This is a genomic window from Vibrio diazotrophicus, from assembly GCF_038452265.1.
GTDB lineage: Bacteria > Pseudomonadota > Gammaproteobacteria > Enterobacterales > Vibrionaceae > Vibrio > Vibrio diazotrophicus.
In genome coordinates, this window is record NZ_CP151842.1 from 309,365 (window position 1) to 334,482 (window position 25,118).

The following is a 25,118-nucleotide window of genomic DNA, read 5'->3' on the forward strand; positions in this document are numbered from 1 at the left end:
GAGTTCTACTATGGCGAAACTGCATGATTACTACAAGTCGTCTGTAGTCGCTGATCTGACCAAACAGTTCAGTTACACAAGCGTCATGCAAGTCCCTAGAATTGAGAAAATCACCCTCAATATGGGCGTTGGTGAAGCAATCAACGATAAGAAACTACTAGAAAACGCAGCTTCTGATATGGCGACCATCTCTGGTCAAAAGCCACTTATCACTAAAGCGCGTAAATCTGTTGCTGGTTTCAAAATCCGTGAAGGCTACCCAATTGGTTGTAAAGTAACCTTGCGTGGCGAGCGCATGTGGGATTTTCTGGAGCGTTTGATTTCTATCGCTCTTCCACGTGTACGAGATTTCCGTGGTGTTAGCGCTAAGTCTTTTGACGGTCGCGGTAACTACAGCATGGGCGTTCGCGAGCAAATCATCTTCCCGGAAATCGACTATGATAAAGTCGATCGAGTACGCGGTCTTGATATTACTATCACGACGTCTGCTGCTACCGATGAGGAAGGCCGAGCTCTGCTGGCTGCCTTTAACTTCCCATTCCGCAAGTAAGGTGACGGGTTACTGTTATGGCTAAAAATTCAATGAAAGCGCGCGAAGCTAAGCGTGCGAAGCTAGTAGCACAGTTCGCTGAAAAGCGTGCAGCGCTTAAAGCTATCATCAGCGATGTAAACGCATCAGAAGAAGATCGTTGGAATGCGGTTCTTAAACTGCAAACTCTTCCACGTGACTCAAGTGCATCACGTCAGCGCAACCGTTGCAACCAAACTGGTCGCCCACACGGTTACCTACGTAAATTCGGTCTAAGCCGTATCAAAGTTCGTGAAGCTTGCATGAAAGGCGAGATTCCTGGACTTCGTAAGGCTAGCTGGTAATTGCCACTTAATCATTTGGAGTAAAGACTATGAGCATGCAAGATCCGATTTCGGATATGCTGACCCGTGTTCGTAACGGTCAGGCAGCAAATAAAGTTGCTGTAAAAATGCCTTCTTCAAAGCTTAAAGTTGCAATTGCTGCACTACTTAAAGCTGAAGGTTACATCGCAGACTTCGCTGTAGAAAGCGGAGCAAAACCTGAGCTAGAAATCACTCTTAAGTATTTCCAAGCTAAACCAGTAATTGAGCAAATCAAACGTGTTTCACGTCCTGGTCTTCGTGTTTACAAGAAGAAAGGCGAACTACCTTCTGTAATGGGTGGTCTTGGTATTGCTGTTGTTTCAACGTCAAAGGGTCTTATGTCTGACCGTGCTGCTCGTAAAGCAGGTCTAGGCGGCGAAATCCTTTGCTACGTAGCATAATTAAGGAGTAGAACATGTCTCGTGTTGCTAAAGCACCTGTCGCTATTCCAGCTGGCGTAGAGGTGAAATTGAACGGTCAAGAGATCACTGTAAAGGGCGCTAAGGGTGAATTAACTCGCGTTCTTAATGATGCAGTTGTGATCGCTCAAGTTGAAAACAACCTAACATTCGGCCCTAAAGAAGGTGTCGTGAATGCTTGGGCACAAGCAGGTACTGCTCGTGCACTAGTAAACAACATGGTTGTTGGTGTTACTGAAGGCTTTACTAAGAAGCTAACTCTTAAGGGTGTTGGTTACCGTGCTGCTATGAAAGGCAACGCTGTAGCATTAACTCTAGGCTTCTCTCACCCAGTTGAGCACGAGTTGCCAGTGGGTATTAAAGCCGAGTGTCCAAGCCAAACTGAAATTGTTCTAACTGGTTGCGATAAGCAAGTAGTTGGTCAAGTTGCGGCTGACATTCGTTCTTACCGCGCGCCTGAACCTTATAAAGGTAAAGGTATTCGTTACGCAGATGAAAATGTGCGTACTAAAGAAGCTAAGAAGAAGTAAGGTAACACTATGGATAAGAAAGCATCTCGCATCCGTCGTGCTACACGTGCACGTCGTAAGATTGCAGAACTGGGTGCAACTCGCCTAGTAGTACACCGTACTCCTCGTCACGTGTACGCACAAGTGATTGCAGCTAACGGCTCTGAGGTTATCGCAGCAGCATCTACTGTAGAAAAAGCGATCCGTGAGCAAGTTAAATACACTGGTAACGTTGATGCAGCTAAGGCAGTTGGTAAAGCTGTTGCTGAGCGCGCTCTTGAAAAAGGCGTAACAGCTGTTGCATTTGATCGTTCTGGTTTCCAATACCACGGTCGAGTAGCGGCGCTAGCAGAATCTGCTCGCGAAGCTGGTCTGAAATTCTAAGGTAGGGTTGGAAGATGGCTAAAGAACAACAAGTTCAAGCGAATGATTTGCAAGAAAAATTAATCGCTGTTAACCGTGTTTCTAAAACGGTTAAAGGTGGTCGAATCATGAGCTTCACTGCACTAACTGTAGTTGGTGACGGTAACGGTCGTGTAGGTTTCGGTTACGGCAAAGCTCGTGAAGTACCTGCTGCGATTCAAAAAGCAATGGAAAAAGCACGTCGTAACATGACTACGATCGCGCTTAACGAAGGCACTCTTCACCACCCGGTGAAAGGTCGTCACTCGGGCTCTAAAGTTTACATGCAGCCAGCTGCTGAAGGTACGGGTGTTATCGCAGGTGGTGCGATGCGTGCAGTACTAGAAGTTGCAGGTGTACACAACGTTCTATCTAAAGCATACGGTTCAACGAACCCTATCAACATCGTTCGTGCAACGATCGATGCTCTAGCTAGCGTTAAGTCACCAGAAATGGTTGCTGCTAAGCGTGGTCTAACTGTTGAATCTATTTCGGAGTAAGAACACGATGGCAACTATTAAAGTAACTCAAACTAAAAGCTCAATTGGTCGCCTACCTAAGCACAAAGCTACTTTGCGCGGATTAGGCCTTCGTAAAATCAACCATACAGTAGAACTTGAAGATACTCCGTGTGTACGCGGTATGATCAACAAGGTTTACTACATGGTTAAAGTTGAGGAGTAATCATAATGTTTTTGAATACTCTAGCACCAGCTGCGGGTTCAAAGCCTTCTAAGAAGCGCGTTGGCCGTGGTATTGGTTCAGGCCTAGGTAAAACTGGTGGCCGTGGCCATAAAGGTCAAAAGTCGCGTTCAGGCGGTAAAGTTCGTCCAGGTTTCGAAGGCGGTCAGATGCCATTGAAACAACGTCTACCAAAATTCGGTTTCACTTCTCGTAAGAGCCTAGTGACAGCTGAAGTTCGTCTAGCTGAGCTAGCGAAAGTAACAGGTGACGTGGTTGATCTAAACAGCTTGAAAGCTGCAAACGTTGTTACAAAGAACATCGAGTTTGTTAAAGTTGTTCTTTCTGGCGAGATCAGCAAGGCAGTGACTGTAAAAGGTCTGCGTGTAACTAAAGGCGCGCAAGCTGCAATCGAAGCTGCAGGCGGTAAAATCGAGGCATAATCTCGAGGATTGAGGTACAGATGGCTAAGAAACCAGGACAAGATTTTCGTAGTGCTCAGGGCGGCTTGGGTGAGTTAAAATCGCGCTTATTATTCGTAATTGGTGCACTTTTAGTATTCCGAGCGGGCTCTTTTGTGCCGATTCCTGGTATTGACGCAGCTGTACTTGCCGATTTGTTCGAACAGCAAAAAGGTACCATCGTTGAAATGTTTAACATGTTCTCCGGTGGTGCTCTTTCGCGTGCATCTATCTTTGCATTGGGCATCATGCCGTATATTTCGGCATCTATTGTTGTTCAATTGCTTACAGTAGTTCATCCAGCGTTAGCGGAACTCAAGAAAGAGGGTGAAGCAGGCCGTCGTAAGATTAGCCAATATACGCGTTATGGCACGCTTGTACTTGCAACATTCCAAGCTATTGGTATCGCAACAGGTCTACCAAACATGGTCAACAATCTGGTTGTTATCGACCAAACCATGTTTACCCTAATTGCTACCGTGAGTTTAGTAACTGGCACCATGTTTTTGATGTGGTTAGGTGAACAAATTACAGAGCGCGGAATTGGTAACGGTATTTCGTTACTTATCTTTGCAGGTATTGTTGCTGGATTGCCTTCAGCAATCGGACATACTATCGAGCAAGCGCGTCAAGGTGAACTGCATGTACTTCTTCTGTTGTTGATTGCGGTAGTTGCTTTTGCTGTTATTTACTTCGTTGTTTTCATGGAGCGTGGTCAGCGTCGAATCGTCGTTAACTATGCGAAACGTCAACAAGGTCGTAAAGTCTTTGCAGCTCAAAGCACGCACTTGCCATTGAAAATTAATATGGCTGGTGTGATACCTGCGATTTTTGCATCAAGTATTATCCTGTTCCCAGGAACACTGGCTCAGTGGTTTGGTCAGAACGGTGAGAGCAGCACATTTGGTTGGTTAACTGATGTGTCTTTGGCTCTTAGCCCAGGTCAACCTCTGTATGTAATGCTTTATGCTGCAGCGATTATATTCTTCTGTTTCTTCTACACAGCGTTGGTATTTAACCCACGTGAAACAGCAGATAACTTGAAGAAGTCAGGTGCATTCGTACCCGGTATCCGCCCAGGAGAACAGACAGCGAAATATATCGATAAAGTGATGACACGTTTAACCTTAGCGGGTGCGTTATACATTACCTTTATCTGTCTGATCCCTGAGTTCATGATGGTCGCATGGAACGTACGTTTCTATTTCGGCGGAACATCACTACTTATCGTAGTTGTTGTAATCATGGACTTTATGGCACAGGTTCAGACACATATGATGTCCAATCAATATGAGTCTGTGTTGAAAAAAGCGAACCTGAAAGGCTACGGTCGATAATTCGACTATACTACCTTCAGGTCAGATTTACGGAGTTTAGCAATGAAAGTTCGTGCTTCCGTTAAAAAAATCTGCCGTAACTGTAAAGTTATCAAGCGTAACGGTGTCGTTCGCGTGATTTGCAGTGAGCCAAAGCACAAGCAACGCCAAGGCTAATTAGCAGAAATTTTTACTTGAAAATTAAAGGTTGGTCGAGTATATTCCTCGGCCTACCTTTTGCGTGCAAAAGAAGTAGTATGCCGCAGCGTATCCTCTACGGGCTTTGCTGCGGATAATTCTTTATATAAAGTACCTAGGAGTGAATAGTGGCCCGTATAGCAGGCATTAACATTCCTGATCAAAAGCATGCTGTTATCGCATTAACTGCGATCTACGGCATCGGTAAAACTCGCTCGCAAGCTATTCTTGCTGAAGTGGGTATTGCTGAAGATGTTAAGATCAGTGAACTAACTGAAGAGCAGATCGATCAACTGCGTGATGGTGTAGCTAAATACACTGTAGAGGGTGATCTACGTCGTGAAGTTTCCATGAACATCAAGCGTCTTATGGACCTTGGTTGTTACCGTGGTCTTCGTCATCGTCGCAGTCTACCACTACGTGGACAGCGTACTAAAACCAATGCTCGCACCCGTAAGGGTCCGCGTAAGCCGATCAAGAAATAATCGGGAAGGGTAAGTACAATGGCTAAACAACCAACACGCGCACGTAAGCGCGTACGCAAGCAAGTTGCTGATGGCGTAGCGCATATCCACGCATCTTTCAACAACACAATCGTGACTATTACTGACCGTCAAGGTAACGCTCTAGCATGGGCTACTGCAGGTGGTTCAGGTTTCCGTGGTTCTCGTAAGTCTACTCCGTTCGCTGCACAGGTTGCTGCAGAACGTTGTGCTGAAATGGCTAAAGAATACGGTCTAAAGAACTTGGAAGTTATGGTTAAGGGTCCTGGTCCAGGTCGTGAATCTACTGTTCGCGCACTGAACGCAGCTGGTTTCCGTATCACTAACATCGTTGATGCGACACCAATCCCTCATAACGGTTGTCGTCCACCTAAGAAACGCCGCGTATAACGTTTCTGGGAACATTGGAGAAAGATCATGGCAAGATATTTGGGTCCTAAGCTTAAGCTTAGCCGTCGCGAAGGCACTGACTTATTTCTTAAGTCTGGTGTACGCGCGATCGATACCAAGTGTAAAATTGAGAACGCACCAGGTGTACACGGCGCTCGTCGCGGTCGTCTATCTGAGTATGGCGTTCAGCTTCGTGAGAAGCAAAAAGTTCGTCGTATCTACGGCGTACTAGAAAAACAATTCCGTAACTACTACAAAGAAGCTGCTCGCCTTAAAGGCAACACGGGTGAAAACCTACTTCAGCTTCTAGAAGGTCGTCTAGACAACGTAGTTTACCGCATGGGCTTTGGCGCAACTCGCGCAGAAGCACGTCAGCTAGTTAGCCACAAAGCTATCCTAGTTAACGGTAAAGTTGTAAACGTTCCTTCTTTCAATGTTGCGGCTAACGACGTTGTTACTATTCGTGAAAAAGCTAAAAAGCAATCACGTATCGCTGCTGCTCTAGAAGTTGCAGAACAACGCGAAAAACCAACTTGGATTGAAGTAGATGCGAGCAAGATGGAAGGTACTTTCAAGCGTTTGCCTGAACGTTCTGATCTATCAGCTGACATCAACGAACAATTGATCGTCGAGCTTTACTCTAAGTAAGGTTTAAACTAAAGAGAGGACACAATGCAGGGTTCTGTAACAGAATTTCTTAAGCCACGTCTTGTTGACATCGAACAGATCAGCACGACACACGCAAAAGTAACTCTTGAGCCATTAGAGCGTGGTTTTGGCCACACTCTTGGTAATGCACTTCACCGTATTTTACTATCTTCTATGCCGGGTTGTGCCGTAACAGAAGTAGAAATTGAAGGCGTACTTCATGAGTACAGCACTAAAGAAGGCGTTCAGGAAGATATTCTTGAGATCCTACTGAACCTTAAAGGTTTGGCTGTTCGCGTTGCCGAAGGCAAAGATGAAGTGTTCATTACACTAAACAAATCAGGCTCGGGCCCTGTGGTTGCAGGTGACATCACCCATGATGGTGATGTAGAGATCGCTAACCCAGAACACGTTATTTGCCATCTAACAGATAGCAATGCTGAAATCGCTATGCGTATTAAAGTAGAACGTGGTCGTGGTTATGTTCCAGCTTCAGCCCGTATCCATACTGAAGAAGATGAGCGTCCAATCGGTCGTTTGCTTGTAGATGCGACTTTCAGCCCAGTAGACAAAATTGCTTACTCGGTTGATGCAGCTCGTGTTGAACAGCGTACTGACTTAGACAAGCTTGTTATCGATATGGAAACAAACGGAACTTTAGAACCTGAGGAAGCAATCCGTCGTGCAGCAACTATTCTTGCTGAACAATTGGATGCGTTCGTAGATCTACGTGATGTACGTGTACCTGAGGAGAAAGAAGAGAAGCCGGAATTCGATCCGATCCTACTCCGTCCTGTAGACGATCTTGAACTAACAGTTCGCTCTGCTAACTGTCTGAAAGCAGAAGCGATTCACTACATCGGTGATCTAGTACAGCGCACTGAGGTTGAGCTACTTAAAACGCCTAACCTTGGTAAAAAATCTCTTACTGAGATTAAAGACGTGCTTGCATCACGTGGTCTTTCTCTGGGCATGCGCCTAGAAAACTGGCCGCCAGCGTCTATCGCTGAAGATTAATCGATATTAGTTAGAAGGATTAGGTCATGCGCCATCGTAAGAGTGGTCGTCAACTCAACCGCAACAGCTCACATCGTAAAGCGATGTTCAGCAATATGGCTAGCTCTCTTGTACGTCATGAAGTTATCAAGACTACATTGCCAAAAGCAAAAGAGCTACGTCGCGTAGTTGAGCCATTGATTACACTAGCTAAGACTGACAGCGTTGCTAACCGTCGTCTTGCATTTGCTCGCACTCGTGATAACGAAGTTGTAGCAAAATTATTTAACGAACTAGGTCCACGTTTTGCTGCTCGTCAGGGCGGTTACACTCGTATCCTAAAAGCTGGCTTCCGTGCTGGCGATAAAGCTCCAATGGCTTACATTGAGCTTGTAGATCGTCCAGAAGCAGAAGTTGCTGCTGAGTAATCAGTAAGTTCGCTAAACAGAAAGCCGAGCATTTATGCTCGGCTTTTTTGTATCTGAAATTTGAGATGGTTGTTCTTCATTTTTTAACAAGAATAGCCACCATTTCCCCGTCTACAGGTTTAGATGTTGTCACTGCTGAAAATGCCTGAATCGAATAAACAAGCCTGCGTAAATGAACCGTATCCCCGTTTTCACAGGGATATAGGCTATCTTGCTGTACTTCTGTTAAGCGTTTAACGCTTGTTCCAAATCTTCAAGAATGTCATCAATGTGCTCAATGCCGACCGACAGACGAATCATTTCTGGAGAAACGCCTGCTTGTTTCTGTTCTGCTTCAGATAGCTGACGGTGTGTCGTTGAGGCAGGATGACAAGCCAGTGATTTTGCATCACCGATGTTCACTAAACGTTTAAATATCTTCAGAGCATCGTAGAAGCGAACACCGGCGTCGTATCCATCCTTAAGGCCGAAAGATAAAATTCCGGAAGGTTTGCCTTTCATGTATTTCTGGGCAAGTGGATAGAATTGTGAGTCTTCTAACCCTGCATAGCTCACCCAACTCACTTTGTCGTGGTTTTGCAGATACTGAGCGACTTTGAGGGCGTTTTCACAATGACGTTCCATGCGCAGTGATAAAGTTTCCAAACCTTGCATCAGCATAAATGCGTTCATTGGTGACATGGCAGAACCGGTGTTGCGAAGTGGTACGGTACGAGCACGACCAATAAATGCAGCAGGTCCGAAAGCTTCAGTATAAACCACATCATGATATGACGGTTCAGGGCTGTTTAAGGTTGGGAAGCGTTCTTTGTGTTCAGTCCAAGGAAACTTACCTGAATCAACGATCATTCCACCGAGGGTAGTGCCATGACCACCTACATACTTGGTTAATGAATGCACCACGATATCTGCACCAAACTCAATCGGTTTACATACTGCTGGTGAAGCAACGGTGTTATCTACAATAACTGGAACCCCTTGCGCGTGTGCGAGCTCAGCCACTCGTTCTAAATCAACAATATTACCTGCTGGGTTACCAATAGATTCACAATAAACGGCCTTGGTTTTTTCATCAATCAATGCCGCTAGGCTTTCAGGACGGTCATCTTTGGCAAAGCGTACTTCAATGCCCATGTTAGGGAACATGTGGGCAAACAAAGTGTAAGTACCACCATAGAGTTGCGGTGTGGAAACAATATTATCGCCAGCTTGAGCCAAAGTTAGAATTGCGTAATGAATCGCGGCGCTTCCTGCACTAACAGCCAGACCTGCAATGCCACCTTCTAATGCAGCCATCCGCTTTTCTAGTACATCATTAGTTGGGTTCATGATGCGAGTATAGATGTTACCCGCGACGGCGAGGTTAAACAGGTCAGCGCCGTGCTGAGCATTATCAAACTCGTAGGCGACTGTTTGATATATAGGTGTTGCCACAGATTTAGTGGTGGGATCGGTCTCGTAGCCGAAATGTATAGCTAAAGTCTCGTCTCTCATTACTCTTTTACTCGTCCTTGGGAAAAATAAAAGAATTGCACACAGATTAGGCAACAGACAAGAAGAAGTGTGTTTGTTTTTTATGCAGTAATAAACGCGTCACAAATGTGTTTATGTGACGCGCTAGTGCGAAGGGTTATTGCCACAAAGAGCTTAGTGAACCCAACAAATCTGAAGATGCGCCTTGGCTGGTTAAGTACTGCAAGACCTGCGGAGCAAATTGGGAAACCATACTGGAATCTAATCCAAGTTTATTGAACACATTATTCACCGCTTCCATATCGGCAATTTTGGCTATTGCACTGCTTGATTCAGACAGGCTGGTCAGTTGATTTAGCCCGGGCAATAAGGTTTCAAGTTCAGAGCTGTTAGCGTCCGAAAGTTGGTTTTGAGCAAGAGCCAATAAGCTACCAACACCTCCGGCTGCTTGTGTATCAGAAACAGGAATCTGACTGGTAATTTGTGTCAGTAAAGCAGAGTTAGATTCTGTTTGAGATAAAGTACTGCTAACCATACTTGAGAGATCGTTACTTTCACTGAGTTTGCTCAAGAATGCATAGCTAGGAGCGGTAAAAATGGTGCTAGCAAGCACAGTGACTATGATGGATTTTTTCATTCTGATTCTCGCGGACGAATAAAGTTGAATATCTTAAGTCTAGATAAAAAAAGCGACGCAGAGCGTCGCTTTAATCATCAAATTTCGCAATGTTCTGAATTACAGAATAGCAAGTAGTTCTACTTCGAATACTAGAGCTGCGAATGGAGGAATCGCTGCACCTGCGCCACGCTCGCCATATGCAAGGTCGTGTGGGATGTACAGTTTCCACTTAGAACCAACAGGCATCAATTGTAGAGCTTCAACCCAACCTTTGATTACGCCAGTTACAGGGAATTCAGCTGGCTGACCGCGAGATACAGAGCTGTCAAATACAGTACCGTCTACTAGCTCACCGTGGTAGTGAACACGTACAGATTTGTCTGCTGATGGGATTTCACCAGTACCTTCAGTAATCACTTCGTATTGTAGACCTGAATCTAGAACAGTAACTTCTGAACGTAGCGCGTTATCTTGAAGGAACGTTTCGCCTTCAGCTGCAGCTACTTTAGCCGCTTCTTGGCGAGCTTCTTCTGCACGAGTGTGCATCGCTTGTAGAGCTTTGTTGATTTCGTCTACTTCGATAGCTGGCATGTCGCCAACTAGCGCTGTTGCGATACCAGCAGCAATAGCGTCAACGTTAAGACCTTCAAGGCCACTACCTGCTAGTTGCTGGCCCATTTGTAGACCGATACCGTAGCTAGCTTTCTGCTCAACGGTTTCAAATTTAACTTCAGACATAAATGTCACTCTTTTTAAGATAAAACAAAGTTCAAAGGATACCAGTTTCGAGCTAGTGATGAAACGCCAGATAATAATTCCTTTTATAATCATGGTAAGGTGTGACTGAGCGCAGAATACAAAGGAAAAATCTTCAAGATTGTGTCAAGCTTTCTTAGATAACAGGGCGATGCTCTATACTCTGAGCTCATGAGTTTTTATACTGAGCCTATAAAGTTAAGGAACGGATAAAAATGAATCGTCGACATAAGAAAAAGCAGCAGACAGATTATCTCGCACTGATTCAGACTAAGTGGAGTGCCATCGATTGGCAGGATTATCTAAATAAGGCGAAGTCTTCTTGGGGACAATTACCCAGATTTCACCAGCGAGCATTAATGGTGTTAGTGCCCATAGTGTTCATTATTACGGTTATCCCATTTCCCAATATGGCGGAATCGGGTTCCAGTGAACCAGCTAATAAGCGAGTTGAGTTAGACATCAATACGCGAGGTCTTAGTGAGCAGAGAGAAACAACTGACTCTTCGACCAACTTGAATGCCTGGCGCGAATACACCGTTCAGAAAGGCGATACGCTTTCTCAGGTATTCCGAGTCAACAATCTACCTATGGCGGACTTAAATGCTTTAGTGAAGATCGAAGGTTCAGATAAGCCCTTAAGCCATATTCAGCAAGGTCAGCTCATTCGCTTTAAAATGGCAGAGCAAGGAAGGTTAGATATCCTTCAGTTGGAAAAAAATGGTCAATCCGTGATGTTTTTCCGGCTTTCAGAAGGCGGTTTTGGCCGTAGTAAATAATACCAGTGCCAGCAACGATCTGATTACTGGCACTGATATGTTTTTTTCTTGTCGCGTTTTCCAAATATTTTTATTTTAGGAAGCAGCGGCAACACTATCATCCCTATTCCCAACCATGTTAGTGCATCGGGTATTTCATCGAACCAGATAACACCAAAGAACACGACGAACAGTAAACCAGAGTATTCAGCCAGAGCAATCTGGTTTGCTGCCGCTTTCTGATACGCAAATACAGCTAATCCATTGTATGACAAAATTAGTAAAGCGCTGAACGCGATCCAGCCAGCTTGACCGAACGTCATTGGCTGCCAGTTGGATGAAGCGAGTATCGCGGCTATGGGGAGTGAAAACATGCTGGTCCACATTAATGTCGTGACAACGGTTTGTTGAGCAGGAATACGTTTGGCTAAAATATTAAACAGAGCCAACGTAAATGCGGTCACCAAAGCAAACCCCGCAGCCCAATGAAAATGTTCCGGACGCAATACAATCAGTACGCCACAGAAACCAAACAACGTCGCCAATATTTTATTATTAGTGGGCTTTTCTTTTAGTAACCACATGGAAAGCGGCAACATTAAGATTGGTGCGGCATAGAAAACTGCATTCGCCGTCGCCAGAGGCAAATAGGTGATAGCCACTAACATACAGCCACTACCAATCAGTACCAGATGAGCACGCAGTGCCGTTGTTTTTATATTCGATAGCTGTCTTTGTTGACGAGGTTGCCTAAGCCAAAGTGGCAATATGATGAGCAGTGAAACTAATTGGCGTACAAACATATATTGGAATGGCGATACATTACCATTAAGCATTTTTACTGAAACGTCAGAAAGCGATGCTGCAAGATTGCCAAGAATAAGTGCAACTAAAGCAACTGAGTAAGCTGACATCAAAGGTCACGCTTCATTTCAATGTGCGGGATATCATCTTCTAAATACATTTCGGACGTTTGTACAAAGCCATGTTGGAGATAAAAATCGGTTAAATGTTGCTGAGCACTGATTTGTATCTCTTCATTTGGCCAGCGTTGCTGGCACTCTTGCAGAGCTTGTGTCATGAGTCGGTGACCTAAACCGCTACCACGTGCATTTTTTTTGGTCACAACTCGGCCGATACTTATCGTGGCGTGACTAACGCCTTTCGGTAATAAGCGCGCACAAGCAACCAGTTCCTGTCCTTGGTACCCAAGCAGGTGAAAAACACCATCAATTCTATCTTTGTTATCCAGTTCGGGATATGGACAAGTCTGCTCTACAACAAACACATCGACACGTAATTTAAGTAATTCATAAAGTTGCGTGGTGGTGAGTTCTGAAAACGAAAGGCACTGCCAATTGAGCATGACTACTAACTCCTTGTATTTATGGTCGGCAATAATCTATCAGCTGGATACTTATATGGCATTAACAAAAGTTAATTGGATAGCCATTGATGAAATTAATCCAATATTCATTGGTGGTAAGAGGTAAAAGTAACGATAATAGGCGACTATTTTTTTGTATAGCTAGGGCCATGAGCCTAAAGGACGTCCCCTTGAGTGATACTTCATTTTCGGCTTTAGATTTAAAGCCAGAATTGCTTTCTAACCTTGATACTATCGGTTTTACCAAAATGACTCCGATACAAGCACAATCGTTGCCAGCGATTCTTAAAGGACAGGATGTCATTGGCCAGGGTAAAACCGGTTCAGGTAAAACTGCCGCTTTTGGTCTAGGTGTTTTGCAAAACTTGGACGTGAAACGTTTTCGTGTACAAGCCCTTGTTTTGTGTCCAACACGCGAATTGGCGGATCAGGTAGCGACAGATATTCGAACATTAGCTCGTGCTATTCACAATATTAAAGTGCTCACTCTTTGTGGTGGTATGCCTATGGGGCCTCAAATTGGTTCTTTAGAGCACGGTGCGCATATACTGGTAGGTACTCCGGGCCGGATACTCGATCACTTGGGTAAAGGACGTATTGATCTGAGTGAGATGAATACATTAGTTCTGGATGAAGCCGACCGTATGCTGGATATGGGATTTCAAGATGCGCTCGAAGCCATTATTGATGAGGCACCAATACAGCGTCAGACGCTATTATTTAGCGCGACTTACCCTGCATCAATTCAGCAGATAGCTCAGCGCGTAACAAAAGATGCGTTGATGATTAAAGTGGCAGCGGCTCTCGATACTTCCAGTATTAAGCAGTACTTCTACAAAGTAGAAGGCAGTGAAGCGCGTGATGAAGCACTAGAAACCTTGTTGCTGAAACATCAACCTGAGTCTGCCGTTGTATTTTGCAACACTAAGCGAGAAGTTCAGCATGTGGCTGACGAACTCCATCACCATGGGTTCAGCGTGATTGAATTGCATGGCGATATGGAACAGCGTGAACGAGATCAGGCATTGGTTCAGTTTTCTAACAAGAGTATTTCTATTCTGGTGGCAACCGATGTAGCCGCTCGTGGCTTAGACGTAGATAACCTTGATGCGGTATTTAATTTTGAGTTATCACGGGATCCAGAAGTGCACGTTCATCGTATAGGTCGAACCGGTCGCGCTGGCAGTAAAGGTTTAGCGTTCAGCTTTTTTAGTGACAAAGAAATGCACCGCGTCGCGCAAATCGATGAGTACATGGACATAGCTATAGAGCCTTCGCCTCTGCCCGAAAAGCCAGCAGGTGCTACTCCTTATCAATCATCAATGGTAACGATTCAAATTGATGGTGGTAAGAAGCAAAAAGTACGCGCGGGCGACATTCTGGGCGCTCTCACTTCTGATGGTGAAATTGCCGGCAGCCGTATCGGTAAAATTAACTTATCCGCAATGCGTTCATACGTCGCTGTAGAAAAGAGCATTGCTAAAAAGGCGCTCAATAAGTTGTTAAACGGTAAGATGAAAGGGCGTCAGTTCCGCGCTCGTTTTATAAAATAGTTTGCAGCATTGAACGGGTATCGAGTTTATTTATCGATACCCATTCTTTTTTAGCTCTGGCTAAAAATATCTAAGCATCCCTTATGCGCGCTTTGATACGGCTTAAACTAATAGGGGTTATCCCTAAATAGGCGGCTATATGACTATCACTGAGCCGCTTCATTAAGTCAGGAAACTGCTGACACATAATTTGATAGCGCTGTTCAGGGCGATACAACAACATAAACCTTTCTTTGTTCTCCTTATGCATCAATTGAGTTTCTAGTAACTTGATATAAAGCGGATGCGAAGTCTCTCTCCACTGGTTCAGGTACATTATTGGCAGGCATAGCAGAGTGACTGGGCTGAGTGTTTCAAGCAAATATGGGTATGGCGTTTGTTTTATTAAGCTTTCAAATCCAATGATCCAGTCCTGTTCCCAATAAAATTCTTTACTGAACGTTTTGCCCTCTTCTGTGAGATAGCTGGCGTGACAAATTCCGTGACTGACAAAATAAAGATGGCTGGCCATTTGTCCTTGATTGACCAGAATGTGACGAGTAGGCAGCTCAAGCGGTGATGAGACTTCAAATAACTGGTGCGCTTCTTCACTACTGAAACCGTATTCCAGCATTTGTTTTATAAAATTATCGTAGATAGCTTGATCCTGTATCGTCATTACTCTTTTGCCTCGAATAAAAAAGCCGCAGCGGATGCTGCGGCTGATACTTTACGGAATCTGGATTTATTTTTGTAGGTCTATGCGGTAAATACCGAAACCTACATCATCCGTTCCTATCAGTTCCATTGGGTACTGACCTTTATCTTTGATGAACTTCGCTGCTTTTTCACTTGGTGACGTTTCGAAGCGAATATCCAGTTTGGTCTGAGACTTAATTGGCGCAAATGACCAGTTATTGTCTGCACTTGGTGTCACTTCACCTTGCTCTTTGCTTACGCGAGCAATGTAATCTGCGACTACAGTACGGTTTTCATCTGGTGAATCAAACGCGATGAAATCTGAACCTGTTCCTGGGAACTTGTTGCTGTATGCACGGTAGTTGTTAGTCGCAATCAGGAACGTCTGCGCAGTATCAATTGGCTTACCTTTGTAAGTCAGGTTAACAATACGCTGAGAATCAGGATTGATAACTTTACAGTCGCCGTCGTACTTCGCTGGTTTAGTTATATCGATTTGGTAGTTTACGCCATCGATAACATCGAAGTTATAAGTGCGGAAGCCATCCCAGTCGATTAGCGATTGCGGCTCGCTAGAGTTCACATCAATTTGTTTAAACTGACCCGCTGAACATTCCAGCCACTCTTTAACTTCTTTACCTGACACTTTCAAAGTGACTAGTGTATTAGGGTATAGGTATAAGTCCGCTGCGTTACGGAAAGTCAGTTCACCCGATTCTACTTCAGTAAAGTTTGATGGGTCATTCTTACGACCGCCCGCTTTGAACGGCGCAGCTGCTGAAAGCACTGGCAAACCGTCTAGGTTTGGATCGCCTTGAATAAAGCGTTCTACGTAATCTTTTTGTGCCAAGCTTACGATTTGAACTGTTGGGTCATCTTGTACTAACGCTAGGAAGCTGTACATCACGTCATTCGATTTACCAATCGGTTGGTTAACGAACTCACGAGTGCCTTTATGGTCTGCTTCAAGGGCTTTTACGATCCCCGCATCCGCTTCAACCAGAGCTTTCTTGCTCGCTTTATCAAAGATTGGACGAGCTTCAGATTGACCATTGGCTACTGCCCATTTGCCATCTTTTTGCTCCAGAGTCAGATCCATTACCCCAACGTGGCTGCCCCAACGTCCCGGCATAACGGCTGTCACGCCATTGATGGTGCCTTTCTCAATGTCTGCACCAGCAACTTTTGCAAATTCTTTACTTGGGAATACCGCGTGCGAGTGACCGAATGCAATAGCGTCAATGCCTGCTACTTTTGTTAAGTAGTAAACCGAGTTTTCCGCACCTGATTGATACTCTTCGGTTGAGATACCAGAGTGTGGAATCGCCACAATGACGTCAGCGCCTTTCGCTTTCATTTCTGGGATCAGCTTTTCAGCTGTCTTCTTAATGTCGCGGGCAATCACACGGCCATCAAGGTTCTTCTTATCCCACACCATGATTTGTGGTGGAACGAAACCGATGTAACCGACTTTAACTTCGTGTGCTTTACCGTCAGTATCTTTGAAGGTGTGCGTTTTAATGATGTAAGGCTGGAATAGGTGCTCACCAGTTGATGCGTTGTAAACGTTGGCGTTGACGTAAGGGAACTTAGCATCGTTGATGGTTTCTTGGAGGAAATCCAAACCATAGTTAAATTCGTGGTTACCAATGTTACCTACATCGTAAGAGAGTTGGTTCATTGCTTTGTAGACAGGGTGAACTTCGCCAGCTTTAATACCTTTCGCTGCCATGTAGTCACCCATTGGGCTACCTTGGATCAAGTCACCGTTATCAACCAGAATACTGTTGGTTGCTTCTTCGCGTGCTTGTTTTACTAACGTTGCTGCACGAGTCAAACCAATTTGTTCTGATGGCTTGTCTTTGTAATAGTCATAATCCATCACGTTAGTGTGAATATCAGTTGTCTCGATAATACGTAGTTTGATCGTATCCGCCATAGAGGGACCGGCCATGGTCAACAAACCACCTAAAATGGCAATCGATAGAGGTTTGACTGCAACTGTCATTGTGTACTCCAATTGATAGGGAAAGTGATAACTCGATAAATGTATCAAGTTATTATGAAACAATGATTTCATATTCTATAAAAGTGTGACATTAGGCATTTAAATGGTCCGATTTGGTGCCAGTTGTCACTATTTCGCCCCAAGATGTCACACTCCTAGTTTCTTAATATAGAAGCTCTTTTTCCCTTTGCTGCCTCCCCATGCCAACTACTTATCAGCTTTTCGAATAAAAAATGAAATTTTAGAATTTCAGGTAATAAGAAGAAGACACCATAATGCTTTCATCAATTGGTAAAGGATGACAATCATGGCTGGCTCAGAAAACGTTTCAACGCTGCCAAAGCAGAAAAAAACACGCTTAGTCGCTGTTGATGGCGCTGCACCAGAAAGCAAATGGACGAGTCTTTCTCGCAGCCAGCTTCAGGCGGGTGAAGTTGCATTAGTCGGAGCAGGACCGGGAGACCCAGAACTGCTGACGATTAAAGCGCTTAACTTGCTGCAACAGGCGGATGTGGTTTTGTACGACTACCTCGTCTCTGACGACATCATGGCTCTCGTTCCAACGGACACTATTTTGGTTTGTGTCGGTAAGCGAGCAGGTCACCACAGCGTTCCTCAGGAAAAAACCAATCAACTGTTAGTGGATTTTGCTAAGCAAGGTCATCGAGTGGTTCGCATTAAAGGTGGTGATCCATTTATGTTTGGTCGTGGTGGTGAAGAGCTGGAAGTGTTGTTTGACGCGGGTATCAAGTTTCAGGTCATTCCGGGAATTACCGCAGCAGCAGGGGCGACCGCTTATGCTGGTATACCTCTCACTCACCGTGATTTTGCTCAGTCTGCTCTGTTTGTCACTGGTCACCTCAAAGCTGAAGCGGCGGACATGGACTGGTCTACGCTGGCGCGTGGTAATCAGACTTTAGTGATTTATATGGGTTTGATGAAATCGAGCACCATCGCTCAGCAGCTTATCGAGCATGGACGAAATGCATCAACACCGATTGCGATTATTGAACGTGGTACTCAGTCATCCCAGAAGGTGTTCCGTGGTCAGCTTAGTGAATTACCCCAGCTTGCCGCTCATGCCGAGTCTCCGTCATTGATTGTTATTGGTGAAGTAGTGGCCTTGGCAGACAAACTTCAATGGTTCAACGACAGCTCAACACGTCAAGAACAGTATCAATACGCATAAATACATTTATTGGTTGGGCTCTTTAATTTTATAAACCAAAAGCCCGCCAAGCCATAAGGCAGCTAAAAGGAAGCACGCAAAATGGATCAACAACGCTTAACCCATTTAAAACAGCTTGAGGCCGAAAGCATTCACATTATTCGTGAAGTTGCTGCGGAGTTTGCAAACCCAGTGATGATGTATTCCATCGGTAAAGACTCATCCGTGATGCTTCATTTGGCACGTAAAGCGTTTTATCCGGGCAAAATCCCATTCCCTCTTCTCCATGTTGATACTGACTGGAAATTTCGCGACATGATCGCGTTCCGTGATGCGACAGCGAAAAAGTATGGTTTTGAGCTTTTGGTACATAAGAACCCAGAAGGTATTGAAATGGGCATCAGCCCGTTTGTTCACGGTTCTTCAAAACATACCGACATCATGAAAACTCAGGGCTTAAAACAAGCATTAAACAAGTACGGCTTTGACGCCGCATTTGGTGGTGCTCGCCGTGATGAAGAGAAGTCTCGCGCAAAAGAGCGTGTGTATTCGTTCCGCGATAAGAACCATACCTGGGACCCTAAAAATCAGCGCCCAGAGTTGTGGAAAACCTATAACGGTCAGATTAACAAAGGCGAGAGCATCCGTGTGTTCCCGCTTTCAAACTGGACTGAGCTGGATATCTGGCAATACATCTATCTGGAAAATATCGAAATCGTTCCACTGTATCTCGCTGCGGTTCGCCCAGTCGTGGAAAGAGACGGCATGCTGATCATGGTGGATGACGAGCGTATGGAAATCCAGCCTCATGAAGAAGTTCAACATAAGAGTGTTCGATTCCGTACTTTAGGTTGTTACCCACTAACAGGGGCTATCGAATCAGAAGCCAACACGTTGACTGAGATCATCGAAGAGATGTTAGTGGCTACGTCGAGTGAACGTCAGGGACGTGCGATCGACCATGATCAGTCTGGATCAATGGAATTGAAAAAACGCCAAGGTTATTTCTAAGGATCTAAGGAAATAGAATGAATAGTGCAGTTCAAGCAGAGCTTTTAGAGCTCGGTATCGAAGGTTACCTGAGTCAACACCAACACAAATCGCTACTTAGATTCCTAACCTGTGGTTCAGTAGATGATGGCAAAAGTACTTTAATTGGTCGTCTGCTACACGACTCAAAACAGATTTATGAAGATCAACTTGCGGCGGTTCACTCTGACAGTCAGCGCGTTGGTACAACCGGTTCCCGTCCTGATCTCGCATTGCTGGTGGATGGTCTGCAAGCAGAGCGTGAGCAAGGCATTACCATTGATGTGGCTTACCGTTATTTTTCTACCCAGAAACGTAAGTTCATCATTGCAGATACTCCGGGACACGAGCAATACACCCGCAACATGGCTACAGGCGCTTCAACCTGTGATTTGGCGGTTATCTTGATTGATGCGCGTAAAGGCGTTTTGGATCAGACTCGTCGCCACTCGTTTATCTCAAACCTATTGGGCTTGAAGCATTTCATCGTTGCAGTAAACAAGATGGATCTCGTGGATTACTCACAGCAACGTTTTGAAGAGATTCGTGCAGAATATCTGGAGTTCTCTAAACATCTGCAAGGCGAGACAGATATTCAAATCATTCCTATCTCTGCTTTAGAGGGAGATAACGTTGTTGAGAAAGGTGAAAATCTCGGCTGGCATAAAGGTCCTGCACTGCTTGAGCTATTGGAAACAGTCGATATCGACCATGAAAAAGGCAGCGGCGAATTCCGTTTCCCTGTGCAGTACGTTAACCGCCCAAATCTCGACTTCCGCGGTTTTGCTGGGACTATTTCGTCTGGCTCAGTCAGTGTTGGCGACAAAATCAAAGCGTTACCATCAGGAAAAACCTCTACCGTTAAGCGTATTGTAACCTTTGATGGTGATTTAGAGACTGCACAGGCAGGTTTAGCGGTCACGCTGACTCTGGCTGATGAAATTGATATCAGCCGTGGTGATTTGATCGTGCTTGAAAACGCGCAGGTGGAATCAACTAACCATCTGCTTGCCGATGTGGTGTGGATGACTGAGCAGCCGCTCAAGGTTGGCCGCGAATACGACATTAAGATCGCAGGTAAGAAGAGCGTAGGTCAGATTACCTCTATTCGTCATCAGTACGATATCAATAACCTGTCTACTTTCCAGACTGAAGAATTGCCACTGAATGGTATTGGTCTGTGTGAATGGACATTTAACGCTCCGATTGCTTTAGACAAATATCTGGATTGTGCCGATACCGGTGGCTTCATCGTGATTGACCGTCTGACTAACGTTACCGTTGGTGCGGGTTTGGTGCGTGATAGTTTACAGAATGTAGCGCAACAACAAGGTCAGTTCTCTGCGTTTGAAGTAGAACTCAATGCATTGATTCGCAAACATTTCCCACATTGGGATGCGAAAGATTTAACTCAGCTGCTAAAGTCATAACAGTCAGAAGAATAAGGAAAAGGTTATGGATTCTTCATCAAGTGCTAAAGATGAGAATATCGTTTGGCATCAGCACTCGGTAGATAAAAACCTGCGTGCAGAGTTAAAGCAGCAAAAGCCCGCTGTTCTTTGGTTTACCGGACTTTCTGGCGCGGGTAAATCGACGATTGCGGGCGCACTTGAGACGCGTCTCGCTCAGTTGGGGTACCACACCTACTTACTGGATGGCGACAATGTCCGTCATGGTTTGTGTTCTGATCTCGGCTTTTCTGAGCAAGACCGCCGTGAGAACATTCGTCGCATCGGTGAACTGGCAAAGCTGATGGCGGATGCAGGGCTTATCGTGTTGACGGCGTTTATTTCACCTCATCGGGCAGAGCGTCAAATGGTACGTGATTTATTGCCTGAAAGTGAATTTATGGAAGTGTATGTGAACACCTCTCTGGAAGTGTGTGAACAGCGTGACCCGAAAGGCTTGTACAAAAAAGCCCGAGCAGGAGAAATTGCCAACTTCACTGGCATTGATTCCGCTTATGAAGCGCCTTTAGAGCCAGAAATTGACTTACCCGCAGGTGACGAGAATATCGATACGCTGGTTGATTTATGCATTGCTGAGATGGCAAAACGCAAAATCATCTTTCAATAGAAATCGCATTAAGTAAAAAGTCAGGCCTAGAGCCTGACTTTTTCTTTTATACGGTGTGGTGGATGGAACTTTTCACGTCGGTATGTACCGTAAATTTCTGATTCAACATCGCGACCACCTGATCGTAATACTGGGAGTTCGGTTTGTGGCCGAGTAATCGACACAGCTCATTACCCGTTGGACTAAAACGGTAGTAGAGCAATCTCACGCCTTTAGTTGACGCTTGCAAGGATAAGCTCGTGCCTTGATAAGTGAGTAATAGTGGCGGGTCCAGTTCAATCTCACCGGATTCCAACTCTGTGGCGTGCACAAGTCCTAGCTCGATTAACACCAGTAAACTGGAGTAGGGAAGCTGGTGGTTCCCGATATTAATCGTTGTCACTGAGTCTCTTTTACTGAGGCTGAATATACCACTGGGTACCTTCATCCCAAACAGCAGCTTCAAGCTCGAATCCGTACCAAAACTGCATGCAAGTGCCGCTGCTCGCTGAAGAATTTGCGCCTCTTTCGGCGTCATATCTTTGAGGATTTTTAACGCCTTCATTGAGGTGAACCCCGGATTGGTGGTTTCGCGTTTTAGCACTTGAGCCCAAAGACGTTGCATTGAGGAATTGTGGATGTCTTGTGCCATTTCGAAAAAACGGTAGAGCCAATCCTGATCGGGATCGCCAGCGGTTTCGTTTCTACAAGAGACATGCGCCAGCTTTACAATTTGTTCCAGATTCTTCTGCTTCTGAGCTTTAATCTCTTGTTCACGCTTCAATGCGCGTTCTAAAGGTGTTTTTTGCGGTGGAACTTTATGTAGCAGAGCATCAATACCATGTTGTTGAGCGATCGCGTATATACGGCTCGCGCTGTCTTTTACATAGTTAGATTTGTTGTCTTGGCTGTTTTCCGTTGTTGCTTCGTGTTCAATAACAACAGGTTGTTTCTGTTCGGCCATGGGGTCCCTGAGGATGCTACTTTCAGACATGGAATAAAATGTACTCTGTAAAAGTAGAGTCGGCTAGTGAAACTATTGAATAATGTGCATAAATTTGCGCTACCACAAATGATAATAAGTTGTTAAAATTGTTATCGCGTTTGTGAGGTGCTTATGAAGTATTGGAAAGATAATAGATTTAAAAAGCACCTGTCGACAGCTTTACTCTTTGCGGTATACATATCAGTATTGGGATATTTGTCTACCTACATTTCCTAGAGTTTAGTCACTAAACAGGTGCTCAATTTTTTAACAAAATTTACATGTCATCGTATTCGGCTATTTCTGTGCCTTCAATGACATAACCTGTGTCCGCCAGTTCAACGCTCATAGACTCTGTCTTGAGCGTTCCTATCACGTACACCACATCCCAAAGTTGTTGGATTGGCGCTCCTTGTGGGAATTTCACGTAAATAATTTGATTTGGCGGCGGTGGTGGCACATGAATACAGGCTCCAAAGTACGGGACCAACAAAAACTCGGTCACTGTATTCTCATCCCCTTCTAAAGGGATCACAAAGCCCGGAATTTTTACCGTGCTGCCATTTAACTCAGGGCGAACCGCTCCTAGCTGAGACTGCTGTGCCGGAGCCTCACCTTCATGATTCGCCGCAGGCATGCCTTGCTGATTGAACTGGTTGCGCTCACTTTCGGGAACCAAGTCAATCCAATCTAAAGTTAGAACATCCTCAGCGCTTTGAGCTGTTGCTGTAAAAGCTGGTAGCAGTACCAGCATAAAACTTAAAAGCAGTTGTTTCATATTTGTTCCTAGACTAGAGCCTGATCGTCATACCATCACTCAGTGACTGTCTGTAAGCTCTGATTGCTGGAATAAACCCAATTAAGATGCCAGCGCTCTGCACATAAGCAAGAAGCAGCCATTCGTATCGGGTAATTCCATTGAGTTCGATCTGAATACCGTATTGGCTTTCAATCAATGGCGCGGCGATACCCAGCAGGCCATATAAACCGACAAGACCAACAGTAATTCCGAGTAAAGTTAAGACGCTTGCTTCACTGACTAGCAGGGAGAATACATGTTTTGGCCTTGCGCCCATAGCCCTCAGTATCGACATTTCACGTCTGCGTTCTTGCAAGCTGGTTAACAGGCTGCTGAGCATACCAAGTAAGCCTGCGACAACAACGAAAATCGATACCGCCATCAACGCCTGCTCAGCCACTGACATCATGCCCCATAACTCGTGTAACGCGACACCCGGCATAATCGCGCTAAGCGGCTCTTTACGGTACTCATTGATTTGTCTTTGCAAAGCAAAGGTCTGAATTTTGGATTTTAAACCGATCATCATGGCAGTGACCTGTTTAGGTTCAAATTGGTGATGCTCCAGTTGAGCTTGGTCTGGTGAGTGACCTAGGTGTGCGCCAGATTCCCAACCAACATGGATAGCTTCAATGGCTTGCAGAGAAACGTGCACAGTTTTGTCTACCGGAGTGCCGGTTGGCGCAAGAATCCCTACTACTTTAAAAGGCAAGTTGTCGTGACGGCTGAAACCGACATCACTGATACCGTGAGCGATAATAATTTCACTGCCGATGTGATACCCCAGTTTCTTGGCAACATCAGAGCCCAAAACCGTCTCAAATAAGCCTTTAAACTCTTTACCTTGGGTAAAAGTGAGTGGTTGCTTACTTCCATAACGGAAGTGTTCAAAATAACTCTGGTTCGTTCCCATTACTCGGAAACCTTTGTGCGAGTCACCCAGTGAAATAGGAATCGCCCACTTAACGGATTTATGCTGACTAAATTCTTGGTAGCTTTTCCAGTCAATATTGTTGGTGGCGTTGCCAATGCGGAACACTGAGTAGAGCAGTAAGTTCACCTGACCAGAACGACCACCGACGATAAGATCGGTTCCTGATACGGTATTGGCAAAACTACTTTTTGCCTGAGTACGAATACGTTCAACACCCATGAGAAGAATAACGGAAATAGCCACCGTCATAATGGTTAGCAGAGCCGTGGTTTTACGATTAAGTAAACTTTTCCACGCTAAACTGGCGATCACTTTCATTGTTGGTCTCCTGCTCGGTTGAGTGTTGGCAGGTGTATGACTCGCTCAAACAGACTTTCCAATGTCGGGTCATGGCTGACAAACACCAGCGTTGAACCAACACGGTTAGCTTCTTCCATCAGCAGTTCTATGAAAGCGCTGCGATTATCGTAATCGAGTGCAGACGTTGGCTCGTCAGCAATAACAATTTTAGGCTCACCAATTAATGCTCTTGCCGCTGCAACTCGCTGCTGCTGACCAATACTGAGGTCAATGACCGGCTTTTCTCGTACCGATTTAGGTAAATGAAGTTTGTCTAATAACTCATGGGCTCTTTGAGTGAGGCTGCCGGTGACATTGCTTTTACGTTGGCTGGAAAACTGGCAGGGAAGAACAATGTTTTCCACTACAGAGAGATAAGGCAGTAAATTAAATTGTTGAAAAATATAGCCAATATTATCGGCGCGAAAGCGGTCTCTTTGACTCGAAGAGAGCTGGGTAAGGTTGCTATCAAGTAGCTGCACTTCACCTTGAGTCGCGACATTGATTCCTGTTAACAGGCCGAGCAGAGTGGACTTGCCGCAGCCACTAGGGCCTTTGATAAATACGTGCTCATTTGCTTTTACGCTTAAGTGTTCAATGTCGAGTGTTGCGCTATCGCTATTCGGCCACTGAAAGATCACTTTATTCAGTTCAATTACTGCTTGGTTTGAATCGATTTGAAAACTGGACATCACTGCTCCCTATAAAAATGGGTAAGTGAGTGCTTACCCA

The 25,118-nt window shown here is 45.0% G+C and carries 32 protein-coding genes; 21 read left to right on the plus strand and 11 right to left on the minus strand.

The window, feature by feature from the left end; translation table 11 throughout:
• Positions 1-10 precede the first annotated feature (10 nt).
• The 15 genes from rplE to rplQ all read left to right on the plus strand — a co-directional run bounded on the left by rplE (position 11) and on the right by rplQ (position 7,845).
• A complete protein-coding gene (gene rplE / locus AAGA51_RS01435; protein WP_042485207.1) occupies positions 11-550 on the plus strand; it encodes a 50S ribosomal protein L5 in 540 nt (179 codons plus the stop codon).
• Between the two features lie 17 nt (positions 551-567).
• The gene (gene rpsN / locus AAGA51_RS01440; RefSeq protein ID WP_042485209.1) at positions 568-873 is read left to right on the plus strand and encodes a 30S ribosomal protein S14; all 306 of its coding nucleotides are present in this window, start codon (positions 568-570) and stop codon (positions 871-873) included.
• A gap of 29 nt (positions 874-902) precedes the next feature.
• The gene (gene rpsH / locus AAGA51_RS01445; RefSeq protein WP_042485211.1) at positions 903-1,295 is read left to right on the plus strand and encodes a 30S ribosomal protein S8; all 393 of its coding nucleotides are present in this window, start codon (positions 903-905) and stop codon (positions 1,293-1,295) included.
• 14 nt (positions 1,296-1,309) lie between these two features.
• Positions 1,310-1,843 (plus strand): 50S ribosomal protein L6, encoded by a 534-nt coding sequence (rplF, locus tag AAGA51_RS01450; protein ID WP_042485213.1) that lies wholly within the window; start codon positions 1,310-1,312, stop codon positions 1,841-1,843.
• Between the two features lie 9 nt (positions 1,844-1,852).
• Positions 1,853-2,206 carry a 50S ribosomal protein L18 gene (rplR, locus tag AAGA51_RS01455; RefSeq protein ID WP_005435088.1) on the plus strand — a complete coding sequence of 118 codons (354 nt, stop codon included), beginning with the start codon at positions 1,853-1,855 and terminating at the stop codon, positions 2,204-2,206.
• Between the two features lie 14 nt (positions 2,207-2,220).
• Positions 2,221-2,724: a 30S ribosomal protein S5 gene (rpsE, locus tag AAGA51_RS01460; RefSeq protein ID WP_004728614.1), complete on the plus strand. Its 504-nt coding sequence runs from the start codon at positions 2,221-2,223 to the stop codon at positions 2,722-2,724.
• A gap of 7 nt (positions 2,725-2,731) precedes the next feature.
• Positions 2,732-2,908, plus strand: coding sequence for a 50S ribosomal protein L30 (gene rpmD, locus AAGA51_RS01465; RefSeq protein WP_000201159.1), 177 nt, complete (start codon positions 2,732-2,734; stop codon positions 2,906-2,908).
• 5 nt (positions 2,909-2,913) lie between these two features.
• Complete coding sequence (gene rplO, locus AAGA51_RS01470) at positions 2,914-3,348, plus strand: 50S ribosomal protein L15 (protein WP_042485219.1); 435 nt, start codon at positions 2,914-2,916, stop codon at positions 3,346-3,348.
• Between the two features lie 20 nt (positions 3,349-3,368).
• Positions 3,369-4,703, plus strand: coding sequence for a preprotein translocase subunit SecY (gene secY / locus AAGA51_RS01475; RefSeq protein WP_042485221.1), 1,335 nt, complete (start codon positions 3,369-3,371; stop codon positions 4,701-4,703).
• Between the two features lie 42 nt (positions 4,704-4,745).
• A complete protein-coding gene (gene rpmJ / locus AAGA51_RS01480) occupies positions 4,746-4,859 on the plus strand; it encodes a 50S ribosomal protein L36 (protein ID WP_000868186.1) in 114 nt (37 codons plus the stop codon).
• 149 nt (positions 4,860-5,008) lie between these two features.
• Positions 5,009-5,365: a 30S ribosomal protein S13 gene (rpsM, locus tag AAGA51_RS01485; RefSeq protein WP_005450559.1), complete on the plus strand. Its 357-nt coding sequence runs from the start codon at positions 5,009-5,011 to the stop codon at positions 5,363-5,365.
• An 18-nt stretch (positions 5,366-5,383) separates the two neighbouring features.
• Positions 5,384-5,773, plus strand: coding sequence for a 30S ribosomal protein S11 (rpsK, locus tag AAGA51_RS01490; protein ID WP_001118870.1), 390 nt, complete (start codon positions 5,384-5,386; stop codon positions 5,771-5,773).
• A 27-nt stretch (positions 5,774-5,800) separates the two neighbouring features.
• Positions 5,801-6,421: a 30S ribosomal protein S4 gene (rpsD, locus tag AAGA51_RS01495; protein WP_042485224.1), complete on the plus strand. Its 621-nt coding sequence runs from the start codon at positions 5,801-5,803 to the stop codon at positions 6,419-6,421.
• A gap of 24 nt (positions 6,422-6,445) precedes the next feature.
• Positions 6,446-7,438, plus strand: coding sequence for a DNA-directed RNA polymerase subunit alpha (locus AAGA51_RS01500; RefSeq protein ID WP_042485227.1), 993 nt, complete (start codon positions 6,446-6,448; stop codon positions 7,436-7,438).
• Positions 7,439-7,464: 26 nt separating this feature from the next.
• Entirely contained in the window at positions 7,465-7,845 is a 381-nt protein-coding gene (gene rplQ, locus AAGA51_RS01505; protein WP_042485229.1) for a 50S ribosomal protein L17, read from the plus strand.
• Positions 7,846-8,070: 225 nt separating this feature from the next.
• Here the strand turns inward: rplQ and AAGA51_RS01510 are convergent, their stop codons facing one another.
• The 3 genes from AAGA51_RS01510 to AAGA51_RS01520 all read right to left on the minus strand — a co-directional run bounded on the left by AAGA51_RS01510 (position 8,071) and on the right by AAGA51_RS01520 (position 10,675).
• Positions 8,071-9,339 (minus strand): O-acetylhomoserine aminocarboxypropyltransferase/cysteine synthase family protein, encoded by a 1,269-nt coding sequence (locus tag AAGA51_RS01510; RefSeq protein ID WP_042485232.1) that lies wholly within the window; start codon positions 9,337-9,339, stop codon positions 8,071-8,073.
• A 136-nt stretch (positions 9,340-9,475) separates the two neighbouring features.
• The gene (locus tag AAGA51_RS01515; RefSeq protein ID WP_042485234.1) at positions 9,476-9,955 is read right to left on the minus strand and encodes a DUF2780 domain-containing protein; all 480 of its coding nucleotides are present in this window, start codon (positions 9,953-9,955) and stop codon (positions 9,476-9,478) included.
• Between the two features lie 99 nt (positions 9,956-10,054).
• On the minus strand, positions 10,055-10,675 hold the full coding sequence (locus AAGA51_RS01520; protein WP_042485236.1) for an FKBP-type peptidyl-prolyl cis-trans isomerase: 621 nt from the start codon (positions 10,673-10,675) through the stop codon (positions 10,055-10,057).
• 233 nt (positions 10,676-10,908) lie between these two features.
• On the opposite strand from AAGA51_RS01520, the gene AAGA51_RS01525 reads away from it, so the two are divergent.
• Positions 10,909-11,472: a LysM-like peptidoglycan-binding domain-containing protein gene (locus AAGA51_RS01525; RefSeq protein WP_042485240.1), complete on the plus strand. Its 564-nt coding sequence runs from the start codon at positions 10,909-10,911 to the stop codon at positions 11,470-11,472.
• 23 nt (positions 11,473-11,495) lie between these two features.
• Here AAGA51_RS01525 and AAGA51_RS01530 read toward each other — a convergent pair whose 3' ends face one another.
• On the minus strand, positions 11,496-12,365 hold the full coding sequence (locus AAGA51_RS01530) for a DMT family transporter (RefSeq protein WP_042485242.1): 870 nt from the start codon (positions 12,363-12,365) through the stop codon (positions 11,496-11,498).
• Complete coding sequence (locus AAGA51_RS01535) at positions 12,365-12,817, minus strand: GNAT family N-acetyltransferase (RefSeq protein WP_042485245.1); 453 nt, start codon at positions 12,815-12,817, stop codon at positions 12,365-12,367. Before AAGA51_RS01535 ends, AAGA51_RS01530 begins: the two co-directional genes overlap by 1 nt.
• Positions 12,818-12,987: 170 nt before the next feature.
• Between AAGA51_RS01535 and dbpA the strand changes: the two genes are divergently transcribed.
• The gene (dbpA, locus tag AAGA51_RS01540) at positions 12,988-14,391 is read left to right on the plus strand and encodes an ATP-dependent RNA helicase DbpA (RefSeq protein WP_415679589.1); all 1,404 of its coding nucleotides are present in this window, start codon (positions 12,988-12,990) and stop codon (positions 14,389-14,391) included.
• Positions 14,392-14,461: 70 nt separating this feature from the next.
• Here dbpA and AAGA51_RS01545 read toward each other — a convergent pair whose 3' ends face one another.
• A complete protein-coding gene (locus AAGA51_RS01545; protein WP_174435416.1) occupies positions 14,462-15,028 on the minus strand; it encodes a Crp/Fnr family transcriptional regulator in 567 nt (188 codons plus the stop codon).
• An 87-nt stretch (positions 15,029-15,115) separates the two neighbouring features.
• Complete coding sequence (gene cpdB, locus AAGA51_RS01550) at positions 15,116-17,023, minus strand: 2',3'-cyclic-nucleotide 2'-phosphodiesterase (RefSeq protein WP_255209379.1); 1,908 nt, start codon at positions 17,021-17,023, stop codon at positions 15,116-15,118.
• Between the two features lie 361 nt (positions 17,024-17,384).
• Here cpdB and cobA point away from each other — a divergent pair, with 361 nt between their 5' ends.
• The 4 genes from cobA (at position 17,385) to cysC (ending at position 21,350) form a co-directional block, all read left to right on the plus strand.
• Positions 17,385-18,266: a uroporphyrinogen-III C-methyltransferase gene (gene cobA, locus AAGA51_RS01555; protein WP_042485254.1), complete on the plus strand. Its 882-nt coding sequence runs from the start codon at positions 17,385-17,387 to the stop codon at positions 18,264-18,266.
• Positions 18,267-18,347: 81 nt separating this feature from the next.
• The gene (gene cysD / locus AAGA51_RS01560) at positions 18,348-19,256 is read left to right on the plus strand and encodes a sulfate adenylyltransferase subunit CysD (RefSeq protein WP_042485256.1); all 909 of its coding nucleotides are present in this window, start codon (positions 18,348-18,350) and stop codon (positions 19,254-19,256) included.
• A 17-nt stretch (positions 19,257-19,273) separates the two neighbouring features.
• Positions 19,274-20,704, plus strand: a complete 1,431-nt coding sequence (gene cysN, locus AAGA51_RS01565) for a sulfate adenylyltransferase subunit CysN (protein ID WP_042485257.1) — start codon at positions 19,274-19,276, stop codon at positions 20,702-20,704.
• A gap of 25 nt (positions 20,705-20,729) precedes the next feature.
• Positions 20,730-21,350, plus strand: coding sequence for an adenylyl-sulfate kinase (cysC, locus tag AAGA51_RS01570; protein ID WP_042485261.1), 621 nt, complete (start codon positions 20,730-20,732; stop codon positions 21,348-21,350).
• Positions 21,351-21,396: 46 nt separating this feature from the next.
• Here the strand turns inward: cysC and AAGA51_RS01575 are convergent, their stop codons facing one another.
• The 4 genes from AAGA51_RS01575 to AAGA51_RS01590 form a co-directional block, all read right to left on the minus strand.
• Entirely contained in the window at positions 21,397-22,293 is an 897-nt protein-coding gene (locus tag AAGA51_RS01575; protein ID WP_042485265.1) for a TIGR03899 family protein, read from the minus strand.
• Positions 22,294-22,591: 298 nt separating this feature from the next.
• Entirely contained in the window at positions 22,592-23,092 is a 501-nt protein-coding gene (locus tag AAGA51_RS01580; protein WP_042485268.1) for a DUF3299 domain-containing protein, read from the minus strand.
• 13 nt (positions 23,093-23,105) lie between these two features.
• Positions 23,106-24,365 (minus strand): ABC transporter permease, encoded by a 1,260-nt coding sequence (locus AAGA51_RS01585; RefSeq protein ID WP_042485270.1) that lies wholly within the window; start codon positions 24,363-24,365, stop codon positions 23,106-23,108.
• The gene (locus AAGA51_RS01590; protein ID WP_042485273.1) at positions 24,362-25,078 is read right to left on the minus strand and encodes an ABC transporter ATP-binding protein; all 717 of its coding nucleotides are present in this window, start codon (positions 25,076-25,078) and stop codon (positions 24,362-24,364) included. Before AAGA51_RS01590 ends, AAGA51_RS01585 begins: the two co-directional genes overlap by 4 nt.
• Between the last annotated feature and the right edge of the window lie 40 nt (positions 25,079-25,118).